Origin of the sequence: Kosakonia sacchari SP1, assembly GCF_000300455.3 — a bacterium.
GTDB lineage: Bacteria > Pseudomonadota > Gammaproteobacteria > Enterobacterales > Enterobacteriaceae > Kosakonia > Kosakonia sacchari.
This window is the reverse complement of sequence record NZ_CP007215.2, coordinates 382,228-399,910: the sequence shown is the minus strand read 5'-3', so window position 1 is coordinate 399,910 and position 17,683 is coordinate 382,228. Positions and strand designations below refer to the sequence as shown.

Annotated in this window: 18 protein-coding genes; 8 read left to right on the top strand and 10 right to left on the bottom strand. The window is 53.3% G+C overall.

Features of this window, described 5'->3' with window-relative positions; translation table 11 throughout:
- Positions 1–13 precede the first annotated feature (13 nt).
- Entirely contained in the window at positions 14–874 is an 861-nt protein-coding gene (prs, locus tag C813_RS24800) for a ribose-phosphate diphosphokinase (protein ID WP_017459877.1), read from the bottom strand.
- Between the two features lie 195 nt (positions 875–1,069).
- Between prs and C813_RS24795 the strand changes: the two genes are divergently transcribed.
- Positions 1,070–1,792: an NUDIX hydrolase gene (locus C813_RS24795; protein ID WP_017459876.1), complete on the top strand. Its 723-nt coding sequence runs from the start codon at positions 1,070–1,072 to the stop codon at positions 1,790–1,792.
- Positions 1,793–1,832: 40 nt separating this feature from the next.
- Here C813_RS24795 and C813_RS24790 read toward each other — a convergent pair whose 3' ends face one another.
- Together C813_RS24790 and C813_RS24785 are read right to left on the bottom strand one after the other, a co-directional pair.
- Complete coding sequence (locus tag C813_RS24790) at positions 1,833–2,810, bottom strand: hypothetical protein (RefSeq protein WP_017459875.1); 978 nt, start codon at positions 2,808–2,810, stop codon at positions 1,833–1,835.
- A gap of 17 nt (positions 2,811–2,827) precedes the next feature.
- Entirely contained in the window at positions 2,828–3,949 is a 1,122-nt protein-coding gene (locus C813_RS24785) for a toxic anion resistance protein (RefSeq protein ID WP_017459874.1), read from the bottom strand.
- Positions 3,950–4,127: 178 nt separating this feature from the next.
- On the opposite strand from C813_RS24785, the gene C813_RS24780 reads away from it, so the two are divergent.
- From C813_RS24780 to C813_RS24770, 3 genes are read left to right on the top strand one after another with little or no spacing between them, the layout of a single operon-like run.
- A complete protein-coding gene (locus C813_RS24780) occupies positions 4,128–5,147 on the top strand; it encodes a hydrolase (protein ID WP_017459873.1) in 1,020 nt (339 codons plus the stop codon).
- Positions 5,144–5,362 carry a YheU family protein gene (locus C813_RS24775; protein ID WP_017459872.1) on the top strand — a complete coding sequence of 73 codons (219 nt, stop codon included), beginning with the start codon at positions 5,144–5,146 and terminating at the stop codon, positions 5,360–5,362. The genes C813_RS24780 and C813_RS24775 overlap by 4 nt, the downstream gene beginning before the upstream one ends.
- A 54-nt stretch (positions 5,363–5,416) precedes the next feature.
- Entirely contained in the window at positions 5,417–6,286 is an 870-nt protein-coding gene (locus C813_RS24770; protein ID WP_017459871.1) for a phosphoribulokinase, read from the top strand.
- 42 nt (positions 6,287–6,328) lie between these two features.
- Here the strand turns inward: C813_RS24770 and C813_RS24765 are convergent, their stop codons facing one another.
- Positions 6,329–6,733: an OsmC family protein gene (locus C813_RS24765; protein ID WP_017459870.1), complete on the bottom strand. Its 405-nt coding sequence runs from the start codon at positions 6,731–6,733 to the stop codon at positions 6,329–6,331.
- Between the two features lie 304 nt (positions 6,734–7,037).
- Here C813_RS24765 and crp point away from each other — a divergent pair, with 304 nt between their 5' ends.
- The gene (gene crp, locus C813_RS24760) at positions 7,038–7,670 is read left to right on the top strand and encodes a cAMP-activated global transcriptional regulator CRP (protein ID WP_000242758.1); all 633 of its coding nucleotides are present in this window, start codon (positions 7,038–7,040) and stop codon (positions 7,668–7,670) included.
- A 46-nt stretch (positions 7,671–7,716) separates the two neighbouring features.
- Positions 7,717–9,795: a YccS/YhfK family putative transporter gene (locus C813_RS24755; RefSeq protein ID WP_017459869.1), complete on the top strand. Its 2,079-nt coding sequence runs from the start codon at positions 7,717–7,719 to the stop codon at positions 9,793–9,795.
- Here the strand turns inward: C813_RS24755 and argD are convergent.
- From argD to C813_RS24725, 6 genes are all read right to left on the bottom strand, one after another.
- Positions 9,785–11,005 carry a bifunctional acetylornithine/succinyldiaminopimelate transaminase gene (gene argD / locus C813_RS24750; RefSeq protein ID WP_017459868.1) on the bottom strand — a complete coding sequence of 407 codons (1,221 nt, stop codon included), beginning with the start codon at positions 11,003–11,005 and terminating at the stop codon, positions 9,785–9,787. The genes C813_RS24755 and argD overlap by 11 nt on opposite strands.
- An 87-nt stretch (positions 11,006–11,092) precedes the next feature.
- A complete protein-coding gene (gene pabA / locus C813_RS24745) occupies positions 11,093–11,656 on the bottom strand; it encodes an aminodeoxychorismate synthase component 2 (RefSeq protein WP_017459867.1) in 564 nt (187 codons plus the stop codon).
- A gap of 31 nt (positions 11,657–11,687) precedes the next feature.
- Entirely contained in the window at positions 11,688–12,290 is a 603-nt protein-coding gene (locus C813_RS24740) for a putative adenosine monophosphate-protein transferase Fic (RefSeq protein WP_017459866.1), read from the bottom strand.
- Entirely contained in the window at positions 12,280–12,450 is a 171-nt protein-coding gene (locus C813_RS24735; RefSeq protein WP_017459865.1) for a YhfG family protein, read from the bottom strand. Before C813_RS24735 ends, C813_RS24740 begins: the two co-directional genes overlap by 11 nt.
- A 105-nt stretch (positions 12,451–12,555) precedes the next feature.
- Positions 12,556–13,128, bottom strand: a complete 573-nt coding sequence (gene ppiA / locus C813_RS24730) for a peptidylprolyl isomerase A (protein ID WP_017459864.1) — start codon at positions 13,126–13,128, stop codon at positions 12,556–12,558.
- Positions 13,129–13,271: 143 nt separating this feature from the next.
- Positions 13,272–14,573: a cytosine deaminase gene (locus tag C813_RS24725; RefSeq protein ID WP_017459863.1), complete on the bottom strand. Its 1,302-nt coding sequence runs from the start codon at positions 14,571–14,573 to the stop codon at positions 13,272–13,274.
- Positions 14,574–14,813: 240 nt separating this feature from the next.
- Here C813_RS24725 and nirB point away from each other — a divergent pair, with 240 nt between their 5' ends.
- Together nirB and nirD are read left to right on the top strand one after the other, a co-directional pair.
- Positions 14,814–17,357 carry a nitrite reductase large subunit NirB gene (nirB, locus tag C813_RS24720; RefSeq protein ID WP_017459862.1) on the top strand — a complete coding sequence of 848 codons (2,544 nt, stop codon included), beginning with the start codon at positions 14,814–14,816 and terminating at the stop codon, positions 17,355–17,357.
- Entirely contained in the window at positions 17,354–17,680 is a 327-nt protein-coding gene (gene nirD / locus C813_RS24715) for a nitrite reductase small subunit NirD (RefSeq protein ID WP_017459861.1), read from the top strand. The genes nirB and nirD overlap by 4 nt, the downstream gene beginning before the upstream one ends.
- Positions 17,681–17,683 lie beyond the last annotated feature (3 nt).

Genomic DNA, 17,683 nt, shown 5'->3' with positions numbered 1-17,683 from the left:
GATGTTGTCTCCCTTAAGCGCGGAAAATAGCGTCAATGTCGATCAGTTCAACTCGCGGATCAGTAAGCGCAGGCGAGGTGAAGGATGTGGTGGTGTAAATCATGTCAATACCGTTATTCAGCAGGTTCTCAACCCCTTTGGAAAAAACGCCGTGCGTGACATACAGGCTGACGCTGCGGGCACCGGCATCGCGCAATACCTGGGCTGAACCAATAAAAGTGCCACCTGCATCGCAAAGGTCATCGACGATCAGCAGATCTTTGCCCGCGACGTCTCCGGCCACCAGCGCGAAGCCCGTCAGGTTTCCGGTTGCGACATCACGCTCTTTCGTGAGGATCGCGTACTCTTGTGCGCCACTGGCTTTTGCCACGTTATGGATTTTCTTCAGCGCACCGGCATCCGGCGCGACCAGCATCAGCTCGCGATTGCGAATGGCGCGACGCAGGGTTTCGCTCTGCATTAAGCAACTTTCCTGGGAGATAGCCACGCAGTTATTGATGGCTGCGGCAGCGGCGTCGCTGTGCGGATCGAGCACAAAAACTTTGTTGAAATTGAGTGTATTGAGAAGGTTTGCGAAAACTTTCAGCGCGAAGCTGTCGCCAGGCACCATATGCCTGTCCTGGCGCGCCCACGGCAACCACGCCAGCTCCAGATGGCTCACGGCGATATCGGAGGCGTGACGAACGGCGTCCACCAGTTGTGCCAGCAACATGAAGTCGTTCATATCGCGCATCGCGGCAACACGCACCCGCATCTGCTGGCCGAATGACGGAAGTTTGCCGGTCACTTTGAGCCAGACGGCTCCGTCCGGAAAGACGCCATGGCTCAGTGCAACTTGCTCGTTATCAATGAATAATTCGATTCTGCTCGCCATCTTTCACCTCGACTCAATAATTAGTGTCCCTTGGACACGTTTAATATTGTCCATAAGACACTTATTAGGCAAGCGTTTTTTTAATCATTCAGGGAATAAATAGTTAACGCTATGAAAATTAATAAGATAAAAGTTAACTTGCCGCACCAGGGCAGGCTGATAAACTTGTGGCGTGTAAAAAGGAGCGAGTGAGCGATGATCAGTGAAGCAGAGTATCTGAAATCTTATGATGCCAGCCGTTTCCCCTCACCGCTGGTGACGGTAGATAGCGTGCTGTTTACGCTGCATCAGCAGGTGCTTTGCGTATTATTGGTTCAGCGAGCCAGCCAGCCGCAGCAAGGACGCTGGGGATTACCCGGCGGGTTTATCGATATGGCGCAGGATGATTCCACGCGCGCCACGGCGCTGCGCAAACTGACGGAAAAAACCGGTGTTTCGCCATCGTGGCTGGAACAGCTGGATACCTTTTCCGGCCCGCAGCGCGATCCGCGCGGCTGGAGTCTGACCATCGCCTGGTTTGCGCTGATTTCGTGGAGGTCCTGCGCGCCGCATATCGCAAGCGTTAGTGATGCGAAATGGGTGCCGGTAAGCGAGCTGGAGACTATTGAGCTGGCTTTTGATCATCAGGCGATAATTCAGGCGGCGCTGCACCGACTGCGGCAGAAAACCATGTACTCGCTCCTGCCGGTTTACTGTTTGCCCGATACGTTTACCCAGGCGCAATTGCAGGAAGCGACGGAGATAATCCTTGGTCAGCCTATTCAGCGCAAAAGTTTGATTCGCCGTTTTGAAGCCTCTGGCATGTTTGAAGAGACCGGCGAAAGCGTGGCGACCGGCGCGCGTAAAGCGCGTTTATGGCGGCGCAAACCGGGCGTCGATATCCATCTGTTTTCGCGGAATTTGTTGGCGGATGGGTAACGCTATCGGCACCCGCAAAAGTGCGGGCACCACACAAGGGTCACTTGCGGTAACCGTCGGTTTTTAGCATTTTATCCAGTGTGGAGAGCTCTGTTTTTAAATCAGTTTGATCGTTTATTAACAGCTCCTGGTGCTTCTCCTGAAAGGCAAGACCTAACGTTCTTAACGCCTCCAGTTGCTCGTTAAGCGACTGTTGCTGCTGATCTTCTTTCAACTGATTGGAGAGTGAGAGCCCTTTAGTAACAATCGTTTCAACCATCGGTAAATAACGCTCGAGAAATAACCGTCCTGGCTGTTCATCCCGTTCATCTCTCTGCATACAAAGTTCAATTAACCGCGCGGTGTTAGTGATGACGTTCAGCTCTTTTTTTAATGCAGCAGGTAGATGACCGATGCCTTCCAGACGAGAAATCTGCCTACTCAACGCACTTTTTACTTCCTGCTCACGCTGTTCTTCAAACTTAACCTGGGCTTGTTTGATTTTGAGCCGCTGCTGGTTACGCACTTCAATGTACTGCGCATATTTTTTTATTAAAAAGAGGGAGACGAACATCAAGCCATACAGGATCAGGAAAAGGGGAGGAACGTTGAAAACAAAAAGTTTTTGGTAGGACAAAAACATGAGTACACCGATGAAAAGATACCACCCATGAACATTCATGAGGCTGTGTCGGCTTCGGCAAAAATGAAAAACCAACGTTGTTATTGCCGCCCAGAAGGGCATGGCTGCCGGATCGCCAAAGAATAACCATATTGTTCCGGCGATGATGCCCATAACCAGTGAGGAGCGATCGTAAAGAAGCCCCCTGCATAAGATGATGAACGCAAACCAGTACAGCGTACTTAATGCGCCTTTCCACTGTGCGTTCTCCAGCAAAGTAGGCTGGACGTCTGTAGGTATGGCACTAAAGAAGGAGGGAAACATCATTGCCAGAATGAAAATGAACAGATGGAAAAAAACGCGCATCCATCGGCTATCACGTATGTGATCAAAGGGGAGGAGTAATTTCTGTAACATAACTTATTCCGTTTATCTTACGGCTGTGCGGCCTTGCTGCTGGCAATATCAGCCAGGCGAGTGCGCATTTCGTTTTCCATCGTGACCAGCTCTTTTTCTACTTCTGCACGACGCTCGCGCGCATCAGAGGCAATTTTCACTGACTCTTCAAGGGTATTGAGTAGGCGTGTCTGCACGTCGCGCAGGGTTTCGATATCGACAACAGAACGCTCAACTTCTCGCGCCGTTTCCAGGGTGCCGGTTTGCAGCATTTCCGCATTGCGACGCAGTAGGTCATTGGTGGTATCAGCAACGTCTTTTTGCAGTTTCGCTGCCTGACGCTGAGTCTGAAGCGACAGTGACAGCGCGATTTGGCTCTTCCAGACAGGAATGGTGGAAAGGATGCTGCTCTGGATCTTTTCCGCCAGTGATTGGCTGTTACTTTGCATCAGACGAATTTGTGGGGCGCTTTGCATAGCGATGGTGCGCGACAACATTAAATCATGCAGACGACGTTCGAAGCGCTGGATCCCCTCCATCAGGTCGCGCAGACGCTGTGCATTCATCGGATCTGACGCCTGAGCTTGTAATGCAGGCACTTCATTCCGTTTTATCTCATCAAGTTTTTGTTTACCGGCAATGAGATGCAGCGTGATTTGTTGGAAAACATCGCGGTTACGTTCAAAGAGGATCTCCAGTACCGAGATATTTCGCAGCAGATCCACCATTGCCTGATTGAGTTTTTCGGTGATGGTATCGACTTGCTTCGCCAGCGTCTGATACTCCAGCATGGTGCGCTCAATACGATTAAACAGCGAACCCAGCAGCGGAAGCGAGGCAAGAAAGCCCGGTTTCTGCTCAAAATGACTGATATCTACCTGTTTGATTTTCATCAGCAAGTCGGTCAGTTGCGCACCGATAACACCCGCGTCTTTTGCGCGGACTTCTTGCATCAGCGAATCAGAGAACTGCGAGATGCTATTCATAGTTTTCGCGCCAAAAGAGAGCGAGAACACCGGGTCGTTAATATTAATCTCGTCGACAATATTTTGGATTTGCGTCTGCTCGGCTGGCGTTAAATCTTTACTACCGGGTAAGTCGTTAATGGTTTGGCCCAGGGACGGTGACGCTGCAAGGTCACGCGAGGTATTGTCTGTCATCTAATACATCCTCAATGATTTAAAAGCAGACGGCAGTAATCCAATGAAAGTAATAGATTTCTTAGAAAGTTATCGGGCCGACTGCAAAGGCATATACGGTACAACAGCAGCAAAGTATTAAACAGCCCATTTATTAACAAGTATAATAATCGTCTATTTACTTACGTTTATTGACAAGATGGCAGATATTACACCTGCAAATTTCCTTGAAAATCAGGGAGACTCGCTTAACTTTCATCCAATGCCTGGTGCGCGTAATCCGCATCTACAAACGATGCTGCCACGCATTTTACGTCGACGTCTCCAGTTTGAACCCTGGTGGCAGCGCCTTGAGCTGCCGGATGGTGACTTTGTTGATTTGGCCTGGAGCGAAGAGCCGAATCAGGCGAAACATAAACCGCGGCTGGTGGTGTTTCATGGGCTGGAGGGCAGCCTGCACAGCCCTTACGCGCACGGTCTGGTGCATGCGGCGAAGCAGCGCGGCTGGCTTGGCGTGGTGATGCATTTTCGCGGCTGTAGCGGCATCCCGAATCGCCTGAACCGCATTTATCACTCGGGTGAAACCGAAGATGGCACCTGGTTCTTGCGCTGGTTACATCAGGAATTTGGGCCCGCGCCAACCGCAGCGGTGGGTTATTCGCTCGGTGGGAACATGCTCGGTTGTTTGCTGGCAAAAGCCGATGACAATTTGCCCGTCGATGCAGCGGTGATTGTCTCAGCTCCGTTGGTGCTGGAAGCTTGCAGTTATCATATGGATAAGGGATTTTCCCGCGTTTATCAGCGCTACTTGTTGAATTTGCTGAAAGCGAACGCCGCGCGCAAATTACGCGCTTATCCTGGTTCGCTGCCAACTACCTTGCCTGCGCTGCGTAAGCTGCGCCGTATTCGCGAATTCGACGATCTGATCACCGCGAAAATCCACGGTTTTGCCGACGCGCTGGATTACTATCGCCGCTGTAGCGCAATGCCGGTTTTGCCGGATATTCGTAAACCGACGCTGATTATCCACGCGAAAGACGACCCGTTTATGGATCACAACGTTATCCCTGATGCCGGGCATTTACCGGCGAATATTGAGTACCAACTGACGGAACACGGCGGCCATGTCGGGTTTGTTGGCGGAACCTTGCGCCACCCGGAAATGTGGCTGGAAAAACGCATTCCGGACTGGTTATCCGCTTACCTGGAAAGACGATGATTATTCCCTGGCAAGAGATTGATGCGCAGACGTTGGACAATCTGATTGAGAGCTTTGTCTTGCGCGAAGGCACTGATTATGGTGAACATGAGCGTTCACTTGAGCAAAAGGTCGCCGACGTTAAACGGCAGCTGCAACGCGGCGAAGCCGTACTGGTGTGGTCGGAACTGCACGAGACGGTCAATATAATGCCGCGCGGGCAGTTCCACGACTGAACAGGTACATGGCGGCTGGCTATACTGAAATAATCGTTTATTCAGGGAGTTGCTATGTCCGCCAAACATCCGGTTATCGCCGTTACAGGCTCCAGCGGCGCGGGAACCACCACCACCAGCCTCGCCTTTCGTAAGATCTTCGCCCAGCTCAATATGCACGCGGCAGAAGTGGAAGGTGACAGCTTCCATCGCTATACCCGTCCGGAAATGGATATGGCTATCCGTAAGGCCCGCGATCTTGGGCGGCATATCAGCTATTTTGGCCCGGAAGCCAATGATTTTGGCCTTCTGGAACAGACGTTTAGCGAATATGGTCAAACCGGCAAAGGCCAGGCGCGCAAATACCTGCATACCTACGATGAAGCCGTTCCCTGGAACCAGGTGCCGGGCACGTTTACGCCGTGGCAACCGCTGCCGGAGCCAACCGATGTGCTGTTTTATGAAGGTCTGCACGGCGGCGTGGTGACGCCGCAAAACGATGTCGCGCGTCATGTGGATTTGCTGGTGGGCGTGGTGCCGATCGTCAACCTGGAATGGATTCAAAAACTTGTCCGCGATACCAGCGAGCGCGGGCATTCGCGTGAAGCGGTAATGGATTCTGTCGTGCGTTCGATGGAGGATTACATCAATTTTATTACGCCGCAGTTTTCCCGTACGCACATTAACTTCCAGCGCGTGCCAACGGTGGATACGTCCAATCCGTTTGCCGCGAAAGGCATTCCTTCACTGGACGAGAGTTTTGTGGTGATCCACTTCCGTAATCTGGAAGGGATTGATTACCCGTGGTTACTGGCGATGTTGCAAGGCTCGTTTATCTCGCATATGGATACGCTGGTGGTACCTGGCGGAAAAATGGGGCTGGCGATGGAGCTGATTATGACGCCGCTGGTGCAACGGCTGATGGAAGGCAAAAAGATCAAATAATGCAGAAAGCCCGGTCAGCCACGTGCCGCCGGGCTTTTCGCATCAGGCTTCGATAACTTCGTAAGAGTGGGTGATCTTCACCGCTTTTTCGAGCATCAAGGCCACGGAGCAATACTTCTCCGCGGATAAATCCACCGCGCGGGAAACCGCCGCATCCTTCAGATCTTTACCGCTGACGATAAAGTGCAAATTGATGTGGGTAAACAGGCGCGGCGCTTCTTCGCGACGCTCTGAAGTCAGCTTCACTTCGCAGTCGGTCACGTCATGACGCCCTTTTTGCAAAATAGAAACCACATCAATGGCGCTGCATCCGCCCGCCGCCATCAGCACCATTTCCATCGGGCTTGGCGCTTTGTCGCCGGAGTTACCGTCCATCAGGATTTGGTGGCCCGATGCGGACTCGCCAAGGAACGTTAACCCTTCAACCCATTTCACACGTGCCTGCATTTTCTTCACTCCGGAGTGGCAATTTTCTTTACAGATTACGCGTACATAACAAAACTCGCAACGGAAGGCGACCTGCGTCATGCTGAAGCGAGACACCAGGAGACAGGCGGTAAAAGCTATGCTAAAACACTCTGGATGCTACAGAGATAAATGGATGTTACGCATGTATGCATGACATCATACTTTAGAGACCGCAGATGACGCTGACGGTCCGCTTCCCTGGATGCGGGAAGCTTAGATTGCAACCCCAGACGTAGGGGCTCATCCTGTGTCTGAGACAGCTTATAACAGAGGATAATCGCGCATGGTGCTTGGCAAACCACAAACAGACCCGACGCTTGAATGGTTCTTGTCTCATTGCCACATTCATAAGTACCCGTCGAAGAGCACGCTGATTCACCAGGGTGAAAAAGCGGAAACGCTGTATTACATCGTTAAAGGCTCAGTGGCAGTGCTGATCAAGGATGAAGAAGGTAAAGAGATGATCCTCTCTTACCTGAACCAGGGAGATTTTATCGGTGAACTGGGCCTGTTCGAAGAGGGTCAGGAGCGCAGTGCATGGGTACGCGCTAAAACTGCCTGTGAAGTGGCTGAAATCTCGTACAAAAAATTCCGTCAGTTAATCCAGGTTAACCCGGATATCCTGATGCGTCTTTCCTCGCAAATGGCGCGCCGCCTGCAGGTCACTTCAGAAAAAGTGGGTAACCTCGCCTTCCTGGACGTAACCGGCCGTATCGCGCAAACGCTGTTAAACCTGGCGAAACAGCCAGACGCAATGACCCATCCGGACGGCATGCAAATTAAAATTACTCGCCAGGAAATTGGTCAGATCGTCGGTTGTTCCCGTGAAACTGTGGGCCGCATTCTCAAAATGCTCGAAGATCAGAACCTGATCTCCGCCCACGGTAAAACCATCGTCGTATACGGAACGCGTTAATCTGTAAAACGGCGCAGCTTACGCGCTGCGTCGTTTTTCTTCCCTCATGTGGCGCAGGCTGATTTATCACCCCGAAATCAACTACGCACTGCGACAAACGCTGGTGTTATGTTTACCTGTGGCCATTGGTCTGGTTTCGGGTCATCTACAACAAGGTCTGCTGTTTTCCCTCGTTCCCGCCTGCTGCAACATTGCCGGGCTTGATACGCCACATAAACGTTTTTTCAAACGCCTGATCATTGGCGGAACCCTGTTTGCCGGCAGCAGCCTGGCGGTGCAATTACTGCTGGCGAAAGATCTTCCATTGCCGCTGATCCTCACCGGGCTGACGCTGGTTTTAGGCGTAACCGCCGAAATCAGCGCACTGCACGGCCGTCTGCTCCCGGCTTCGCTCATTGCCGCCATCTTTACGCTCAGCCTTGCCGGTAACATGCCGGTATGGGAGCCGCTGCTTATCTATGCGCTGGGCACGTTGTGGTACGGGCTGTTCAACTGGTTCTGGTTCTGGATGTGGCGAGAGCAACCGCTGCGCGAATCTCTCAGCCTGCTCTACCGGCAACTGGCAGACTACTGCGAGGCGAAATACAGCTTGCTGACGCAGCATGCCGACCCGGAAAAAGCCCTGCCGCCTTTGCTTGCCCGCCAGCAAAAAGCGGTGGATATGATAAGCCAGTGCTATCAACAACTGCATATGCTGGCCGCCAATAAACACAACGATTACAAACGGCTACTGCGGGTTTTCCAGGTAGGGCTGGATCTGCAAGAGCACATTTCGGTGAGTTTGCATCAGCCGGAAGAAGTGCAAAAACTGGTGGAACAAACCCATGCCGAGCAGGTGATCCGCTGGAACGCACAAACCGTTGCCGCTCGTCTGCGCGTGCTGGCAGACGACATTCTCTATCACCGCTATCCCACGCGCTTCAACATGGATAAGCAGATTGGCGCGCTGGAAAAAATCGCCCGCCAGCACCCGGATAACCCGGTTGGGCAGTTTTGCGCCTGGCATTTTAGCCGTATCGCGCGCGTCTTGCGCACTCAGCGCCCGCTCTATGCCCGCGATCTGATGGCGGAAAAGCAGCGGCGCTTGCCCCTTTTCCCGGCGCTGAAAAGCTATTTATCACTGAAATCTGCGGCGCTGCGGAATGCCGCGCGAATCAGCGTCATGCTCAGTATCGCCAGCCTGATGGGCAGCGCCCTGCATTTACCGAAACCCTACTGGATCATGATGACGGTGATGTTTGTCACGCAAAACGGTTATGGCGCAACGCGCGTTCGCATTGTCCACCGGGCGGCAGGCACCATTGCCGGGCTGGTGATTGCCGGGGCGACGCTGCATTTTCATGTTCCACTCGGTTTTACGCTGGCGGCGATGCTGATGATTACGCTGGTCAGTTATCTCATTATTCGGAAAAACTACGGCTGGGCGATGGTGGGTTTTACCATTACCGCCGTCTACACCTTGCAGCTGCTGACACTAAATGGTGAGGAGTTTATTGTCGCCCGCCTTATAGATACGTTGATTGGTTGCCTGATTGCCTTCGGCGGCATGGTCTGGCTGTGGCCGCAGTGGCAAAGTGGCTTACTGCGACAGAATGCGCACGATGCGCTGGAAACAGATCAGGAAGCGATTCGCCTGATCTTAAGCGATAACCCGCAGCCCACACCGCTTGCCTGGCAGCGAATGCGCGTGAACCAGGCGCATAACGCCCTGTTCAACTCGCTAAACCAGGCGATGCAGGAACCGGGATTCAATACGCGTTATCTGGAAGATATGAAACTGTGGGTAACGCACAGCCAGTTTATTGTTGAGCATATCAATGCGATGACGACGCTGGCGCGCGAACATACGATGTTGACGCCGGAACTGGCGCAACGTTATTTGCAATCCTGCGAAATTGCCCTGCAGCGCTGCCAGCAGCGGCTGGAGTATGACGGGCCGGGAGGATCCGGAGATGTGAATATTCTCGAAGCCCCGGAAACATTAACGCATGGGCCAATGAGCACACTGGAGCAGCATTTACAGCGGATTATTGGGCACCTGAACACCATGCATACCATTTCGTCGGTAGCATGGCGTCAGCGCCCGCATCACGGCATCTGGCTTAACCGCCGCCTTAACCGTTGACCACTTTCGCCACTGCATCCGCGAAGCGCTTCATCCCTTCTTCGATATCCTGCGCGTCAATAATCAGCGAAGGCACAAAACGCATGACGTCCGGGCCAGCATTCAGCACCATAACGCCCGCATCGGCAGCGGCGTAGAGGAAATCGCGCGCGCGGCCTATATATTGCGGATTCAGCTCAGCACCAATCAGCAGCCCCATGCCGCGAATATCGCTAAACAGGTCAAATTTCTCGCCGATTTGCTGCAAATGCTTAACGAACAGCTGACGTTTTTCATTCACGCCGCTGAGCACTTCTGTCGTGTTGATAATGTCGAATGCGGTTCCGGCGACGGCGCAGGCCAGCGGGTTGCCGCCGTAGGTGGAGCCGTGTGAACCGGCGTGGAAAACACTCGCTATTTCATGCGTGGTCAGCATCGCGCTGATAGGGAAACCGCCGCCGAGCGCTTTGGCACTGGTCAGAATATCCGGCGTCACGCCATAGTGCATATAAGCAAACAACTCTCCGCTGCGGCCCATGCCGCACTGCACTTCGTCGAAAACCAGCAGTGCGTTGTGCTGATCGCACAGCTCGCGCAAACCTTTCAGGAAATCCGGCGTGGCGGCAGTAACACCGCCTTCGCCCTGAATAGGCTCTACCACTACCGCGCAAGTGTGATCGTCCATCACCGCTTTCACCGCGTGCAGATCGTTAAACGGCACATGGATAATGTCCGCCGGTTTCGGGCCAAAGCCATCGGAATACTTCGGCTGGCCGCCCACGCTTACGGTAAACAGCGAACGACCGTGGAAGGCATTATGGAACGCGATGATTTTTGTTTTGTATGGGCTGTGGCGCGTAGATGCATAAAAACGCGCCAGCTTGAATGCCGTTTCGTTAGCTTCAGTGCCGGAATTCATAAACACCACGCGCTCGGCAAACGTGGCGTCGATGAGTTTACGCGCCAGGCGCAGAGCAGGCTCGTTGGTAAAAACATTGCTGGTGTGCCACAGGGTCTCGCCCTGCGTTTTCAGCGTCTCCACCAGCGCCGGATGACAGTGTCCTAACGCAGTAACCGCAATCCCACCTGCAAAATCAACGTACTCTTTACCCTGCTGATCCCACACTCGGCTGCCTTTACCCTTTACCGGGATAAACTCGGCCGGTGCGTAAATTGGCAGAATAACGTCATCGAAGTTTGCACGCGTTACCGCGTCTTGCTGAGTTGCCATGGCTTGCCCATCCAGTTTTACGTTGCATTGATTGTGAAAATATAATCACGAAATATGCATAAAAAATCAGTTAATGGCAACCACAAATCAGCGTTCGAGGAAGTTTTTCAGTAACTGATGTCCCTGCTCGCTCAGGATACTTTCCGGGTGAAATTGCACCCCTTCCAGATCCCACTCCCGGTGGCGAATGCCCATGATCTCGCCGCTATCGCTCCAGGCGGTAACCTCAAAGCACGCTGGCAACGTAGGCGGATCGATAACCAGGGAATGGTACCGGGTGACGGTTAACGGATTATTAAGCCCGCAAAATACGCCAGTACCGTTATGAGTAACAGGCGATGTCTTACCGTGCATCACTTTTGCCGCGCGCACGATAGTCGCGCCAAAAACCTGCGCAATGGCCTGGTGACCAAGACAAACACCAAGAATCGGCAATTTCCCCGCGTAATGGCGAATAACCGCCAGCGAAACGCCGGACTCATCCGGCGTGCAGGGGCCGGGCGAAATCACGATCTTTTCCGGTGCCAGCGCGGCAATATCCGCAAGCGCGATCTCATCGTTACGCCGCACCTCTACGCTTGCCCCCAGCTCACAAAAATATTGATACAGGTTCCAGGTAAAGGAGTCGTAATTGTCGATAAGCAGGATCATAGCGGCCTCGGGTGTCGGAAACCGCGCTAGTTTACTCGCTTTCGACCGCTTCGCTCACCACTTTGCTGAAGATGGCGCAAAGCGGGGCTAAGTCGCCCATTGCGCCTGCCTGGTTTGCCTCGCGCCACGCATCAGGATCAATGCCACGCCAGTCGAGCGAAAAACCCGCATGCAGCGCCAGTTGTTCAAAGAAGATGCGCTGAGCGATGCCGTTGCCAAGGCGAAACGGGTGCAGCACGTTGATTTCACAGTAGTAGTGCGCCAACCGCTCAATAAACGACGTCTTTTCCAGCCCGCACAGCCACTCTTCATCTTCCAGTTGCTGCATCAAGGCATTGCCCTCTTTCTCGATATACTCGAAGTGGCAAAACCGGGTATCGCCTTCGTAAATATCCACTTCACGGATCTGCCCGGCCCAGTCGAACACGTCCTGATAAAGATGGTGGTGAATGGCACATAAATGAGGAAGACCGCGCACCATCGGGCCAAGATCGAGTGTGGCTGCGCGTAAGGCAGTGAACTGATAAGCCGCCTGCTCGAGTTTCTGCGCCTGGCGAAGCCCCAGCTCATTGCGCATCACATTCAGGCCAGGATAGAGATACGGATCGCGCCCGTCGCCGAATTTATCGCTCATAGTGCCTCCGCAGTTCTTCAAGGCGCGCATCGGCTTCCGCGCTACTTAGCGTCACCAGTTCGCTGTCGACATTTTCCAGCCGCCGGCTGGCCTGAAAATTGGCATTGCGCTGCTGTTCCCAGAGACGGGATTTTTGCCGGTCGGTGAGTTTTTTGGCCATAGCGCCTCCCTGTTTCACATGTCGGTGCCCAAATTATAAGCAGAAATGACAGGTTACGCAGGGAAGCTCAGGAAGCACGGGGTGAACACCCCGTGCGGGGGAAACTTACGGCAGCACTTTCGCGGAGAGAATAACGACCGGTTTTGACGGGACATTCTGGTAAGGCCCCACATCGTGCGTCGGTACCTGGGAGATTTTGTCAGCGACATCCATACCTTTCACCACTTTACCAAACACTGCATAACCAAAGTCGCGCTGGCCATGATCGAGAAAGGCGTTGTCAGCAACGTTAATAAAGAACTGGCTGGTTGCGCTGTCTTTATCGGCGGTACGCGCCATCGAAATGGTGCCACGCGTGTTACGCAAGCCATTGTCAGCCTCGTTTTTGATAGGCGGGTTAGGCTGCTTTTGCTGCATCTGCTCGTTGAAACCACCGCCCTGCACCATAAATCCCGGGATCACACGATGAAACGTGGTGTTGTTATAGAAACCGTTATTTACGTAATCAAGGAAGTTTTTCACCGACACAGGGGCTTTCTGGTTGTTCAGCTCCAGTTCAATGTTACCGGCGGAAGTGGTGAGCAGAACATGAGGATCACCTTTTGCCGCCAGCGCAGCAGAAGAGAAAGCAGAAAGGGCAAACACAGCCGCAACAGCCGCCAGAGTCGATTTAACCATAAGGTTTCCTTAACGAAGAGCAGTAAAGAAAGCGAGTGGCTTGATTCTAAAGAGCAGTCAGCCAGCAGGCCAGCCTTTTACTTAATTTTACGTATTTAGTAACAGATGTAACGCCAGACCGCTCACAACCCGCTTCACGAAGGCTACATACCTGAACGATAGCGGCTAAAAAGCACCGCTTCACCACCGTTATCCATCTGAATCCAGCTTTGCGCAGGTTGTGTGCTGGCAATGATTCGCCCTTGTCGAATCGACCAGCGTACCGGCGACTGGCAGCGTACCGCATCAAAACCACTCTCAACGGGCAAAATGACCATGTTCGCCGGGTTACCCGTTTCAATCCCGTACTGCGTTAAACCAAAGGTTCTGGCGCTGTTATGGGTGATAAGACGTAGCCCATCATTAATTTGCTGGTAGCCCATCAACTGGCAAACGTGCAGCCCCATATGCAGCACCTGCAACATATTGCCGGTGCCAAGCGGATACCAGGGATCAAACACATCGTCATGGCCAAAGCAGACATTTATTCCCGCCGCGAAGAGCTCTTTCACCCGCGTAATTCCCCGGCGCTTGGGATAATCGTCAAAGCGCCCCTGCAGGTGAATGTTTACCAGCGGGTTAGCAACAAAGTTAATGCCGGAAAGCTTTAACAAACGGAACAGCCGCGAGGTGTACGCGCCATTGTAAGAGTGCATCGCCGTGGTATGGCTGGCGGTAACGCGCGGGCCAATGCCCATCTTCAGCGCCAGCGCGGCAACGGTTTCGACAAAACGCGACTGCTCGTCGTCAATTTCATCACAGTGAATATCCAACGGACGGTCATATTTTTGCGCCAGTGCGAACGCAATATGCAGCGATTCAACGCCATATTCGCGGGTAAATTCAAAATGCGGGATCGCGCCAACCACATCCGCGCCAAGCTGAAGCGCCTCTTCCAGCAATGCAGCGCCGTTGGGATAAGAGAGGATGCCTTCCTGCGGGAAAGCGACAATCTGCAGATCAACCCAGGGCGCGACCTCGTCTTTTACTTCCAGCATGGCTTTCAGCGCCGTCAGCGTAGGGTCGGAAACATCAACATGGGTACGTACATGCTGCACGCCATTGGCCATTTGCCACTTCAATGTTTGCCAGGCACGCGCTTTGACATCTTGATGGCTCAGCAGCGCTTTGCGTTCCGCCCAGCGCTCAATGCCTTCAAACAGCGTGCCGGATTGGTTCCAGTTCGGCTCTCCGGCAGTTTGCGTGGTATCCAGATGAATATGCGGTTCAACAAACGGCGGTAGCGCCAGCCCACCGTGCGCATTCAGCACTTCCAGACTGTCGCTGTGTGTATCATTCATCGGGGTGATTTCACCGAAGCGACCATTCTCAATCGCGATTTGCCATAACCCTTCGCGATCGGGTAAATGCACATTCTGAACTAACCAAACTGGTGCTGCCGACATAGTGTGACTCCCTCTGTTTCCCTCAGATAATTTGTATCAGACGTGCGTGCAAAAACCCTCTTTTTTTGTACACAAATTCTGCAAACCATAAAAACCAGCGATATCCGCGACTTATAAAAACCAATAAAAATCAAATATCTACCCATTAAGTGGTATGTGAAGGTGTATTTGATGCACATCAATAAGCCGGGGAGCTGAATCGTTAAGGTAGGTGGTAGTAGAAAAGAAATCGAGGCAAAAATGAGCAAAGTTAAACTCGCTATTATCGGTAACGGCATGGTCGGCCACCGTTTTATTGAGGATCTCCTCGATAAAGCCGACGCCAGCCAGTTCGATATTACCGTCTTCTGTGAGGAGCCGCGTAAAGCCTACGACCGCGTCCACCTCTCTTCCTATTTTTCCCACCATACGGCTGAAGAGCTGTCGCTGGTTCGCGAAGGCTTTTACGAGAAACACGGCGTAAAAGTGCTGGTCGGCGAGCGCGCTATCACCATCAACCGTCAGGAAAAAGTGATCCACTCCAGCGCCGGACGCACGGTTTATTACGACAAATTGATCATGGCTACCGGTTCCTATCCGTGGATCCCGCCGATTAAAGGTTCCGAAACACAAGACTGCTTCGTTTATCGCACCATTGAAGATTTGAACGCCATTGAATCCTGCGCACGTCGCAGCCGCCGCGGCGCGGTCGTCGGTGGCGGTTTGCTCGGTCTGGAAGCGGCCGGAGCGCTGAAAAACTTAGGCGTGGAAACCCACGTCATTGAGTTTGCGCCAATGCTGATGGCGGAACAGCTCGACCAGATGGGCGGCGAGCAACTGAAGCGCAAAATCGAAAGCATGGGCGTGCGCGTACACACCAGCAAAAACACCAAAGAGATTGTGCAGGAAGGCACCGAAGCGCGTAAAACCATGCGTTTTGCCGATGGTAGCGCACTGGAAGTCGACTTTATCGTCTTCTCCACCGGTATTCGCCCGCGCGACAAACTGGCGACCCAGTGCGGCCTGGACGTAGCACAGCGCGGCGGCATTATGATCAACGATAGCTGCCAAACCTCCGACCCGAATATCTATGCCATCGGCGAGTGCGCCAGCTGGAACAACCGCGTGTACGGTCTGGTTGCGCCAGGATACAAAATGGCGCAGGTGGCGGTGGATCATATCCTCGGCACGGCCAATGCCTTTGAAGGTGCAGACCTCAGCGCCAAACTGAAACTGCTCGGCGTCGATGTTGGTGGTATCGGCGACGCGCATGGTCGTACGCCAGGCGCACGCAGCTATGTCTATCTCGACGAAAGCAAAGAAGTCTACAAACGCCTGATTGTCAGCCCGGATAACAAAACTCTGCTCGGCGCAGTACTGGTTGGCGATACCAGCGATTTCGGCAACCTGTTGCAACTGGTGCTGAACGCTATCGAACTGCCGGAAAACCCGGACGCATTGATCCTGCCAGCCCATGCGGCAGGCGGTAAACCTTCTATCGGCGTGGATAAGCTGCCGGACAGCGCGCAGATCTGCTCCTGCTTCGACGTCACCAAAGGTGACCTGATTGCCGCGATTAACAAAGGCTGTCACACCGTTGCCGCGCTGAAAGCAGAAACCAAAGCCGGTACAGGCTGCGGCGGTTGTATCCCACTGGTCACCCAGGTGCTGAACGCCGAACTGGCGAAACAGGGCATCGAAGTGACCAATAACCTGTGCGAGCACTTTGCTTACTCACGCCAGGAGTTGTACCACCTGATCCGCGTGGAAGGCATCAAATCCTTCGACGAACTGCTGGCAAAATATGGCAAAGGTTATGGTTGCGAAGTGTGTAAACCGACTGTCGGTTCACTGCTGGCTTCCTGCTGGAATGAGTACATCCTGAAACCGCAACACACGCCGTTGCAGGATACTAACGACAACTTCCTCGCCAACATCCAGAAAGATGGCACCTATTCCGTGATCCCGCGCTCCGCAGGCGGCGAAATCACCCCGGAAGGGCTGATGGAAGTGGGCCGTATTGCCCGCGAGTTCAATCTCTACACCAAAATCACCGGTTCTCAGCGTATTGGCCTGTTTGGCGCGCAAAAAGACGACCTGCCGGAAATCTGGCGTCAGTTGATTAACGCGGGCTTTGAAACTGGCCACGCCTACGCCAAAGCGCTGCGTATGGCGAAAACCTGTGTCGGTTCGACCTGGTGCCGTTACGGTGTGGGCGACAGTGTGGGCTTCGGCGTTGAGCTGGAAAACCGCTACAAAGGCATCCGTACCCCGCACAAAATGAAGTTCGGCGTCTCTGGCTGTACCCGTGAATGTGCCGAAGCGCAGGGTAAAGACGTGGGGATCATCGCCACGGAAAAAGGCTGGAACCTGTATGTGTGCGGTAACGGCGGCATGAAACCGCGCCACGCGGATCTGCTGGCGGCGGATCTCGATCGCGAAACTCTGCTGCACTACCTCGATCGCTTTATGATGTTCTACATCCGTACCGCCGACAAACTGACGCGTACCGCCTCCTGGCTTGACAGCATGGAAGGCGGCATCGACTACCTGAAGAGCGTGATTATCGACGACAAACTGGGCTTTGATGCGCAGCTTGAAGAAGAGATGACCCGCCTGCGTGAAGCAGTGGTCTGCGAGTGGACAGAGACGGTGAATATGCCTTCTGCGCAGCTTCGCTTCAAACACTTTATCAATAGCGACCATCGCGATCCGAACGTGCAGGTGGTGCCAGAGCGTGCGCAACATCGCCCGGCAACGCCGTATGAACGTATCCCGGTGGTGTTAGTGGAGGAGAACGCATGAGCCAGTGGAATACAGTCTGCAACATCGATGACATCATCCCGGCGACCGGCGTGTGTGCGTTGGTGAAAGGTCAGCAAGTCGCGATTTTTCGCCCGCGCCATGATGATCAAGTGTATGCCATCAGCAATATCGACCCGTTTTTTGAGTCCAGCGTGCTGTCTCGCGGTCTTATCGCTGAACATCAGGGCGAGTTATGGGTTGCCAGCCCGCTGAAAAAACAGCGCTTCCGCCTGCGCGACGGCGTATGCATGGAAGATGAAAGCCGCTCTGTCGCGCATTTCGATGCGCGCGTGAAAGACGGCGAAGTACAAATTAAAGCGTAATAC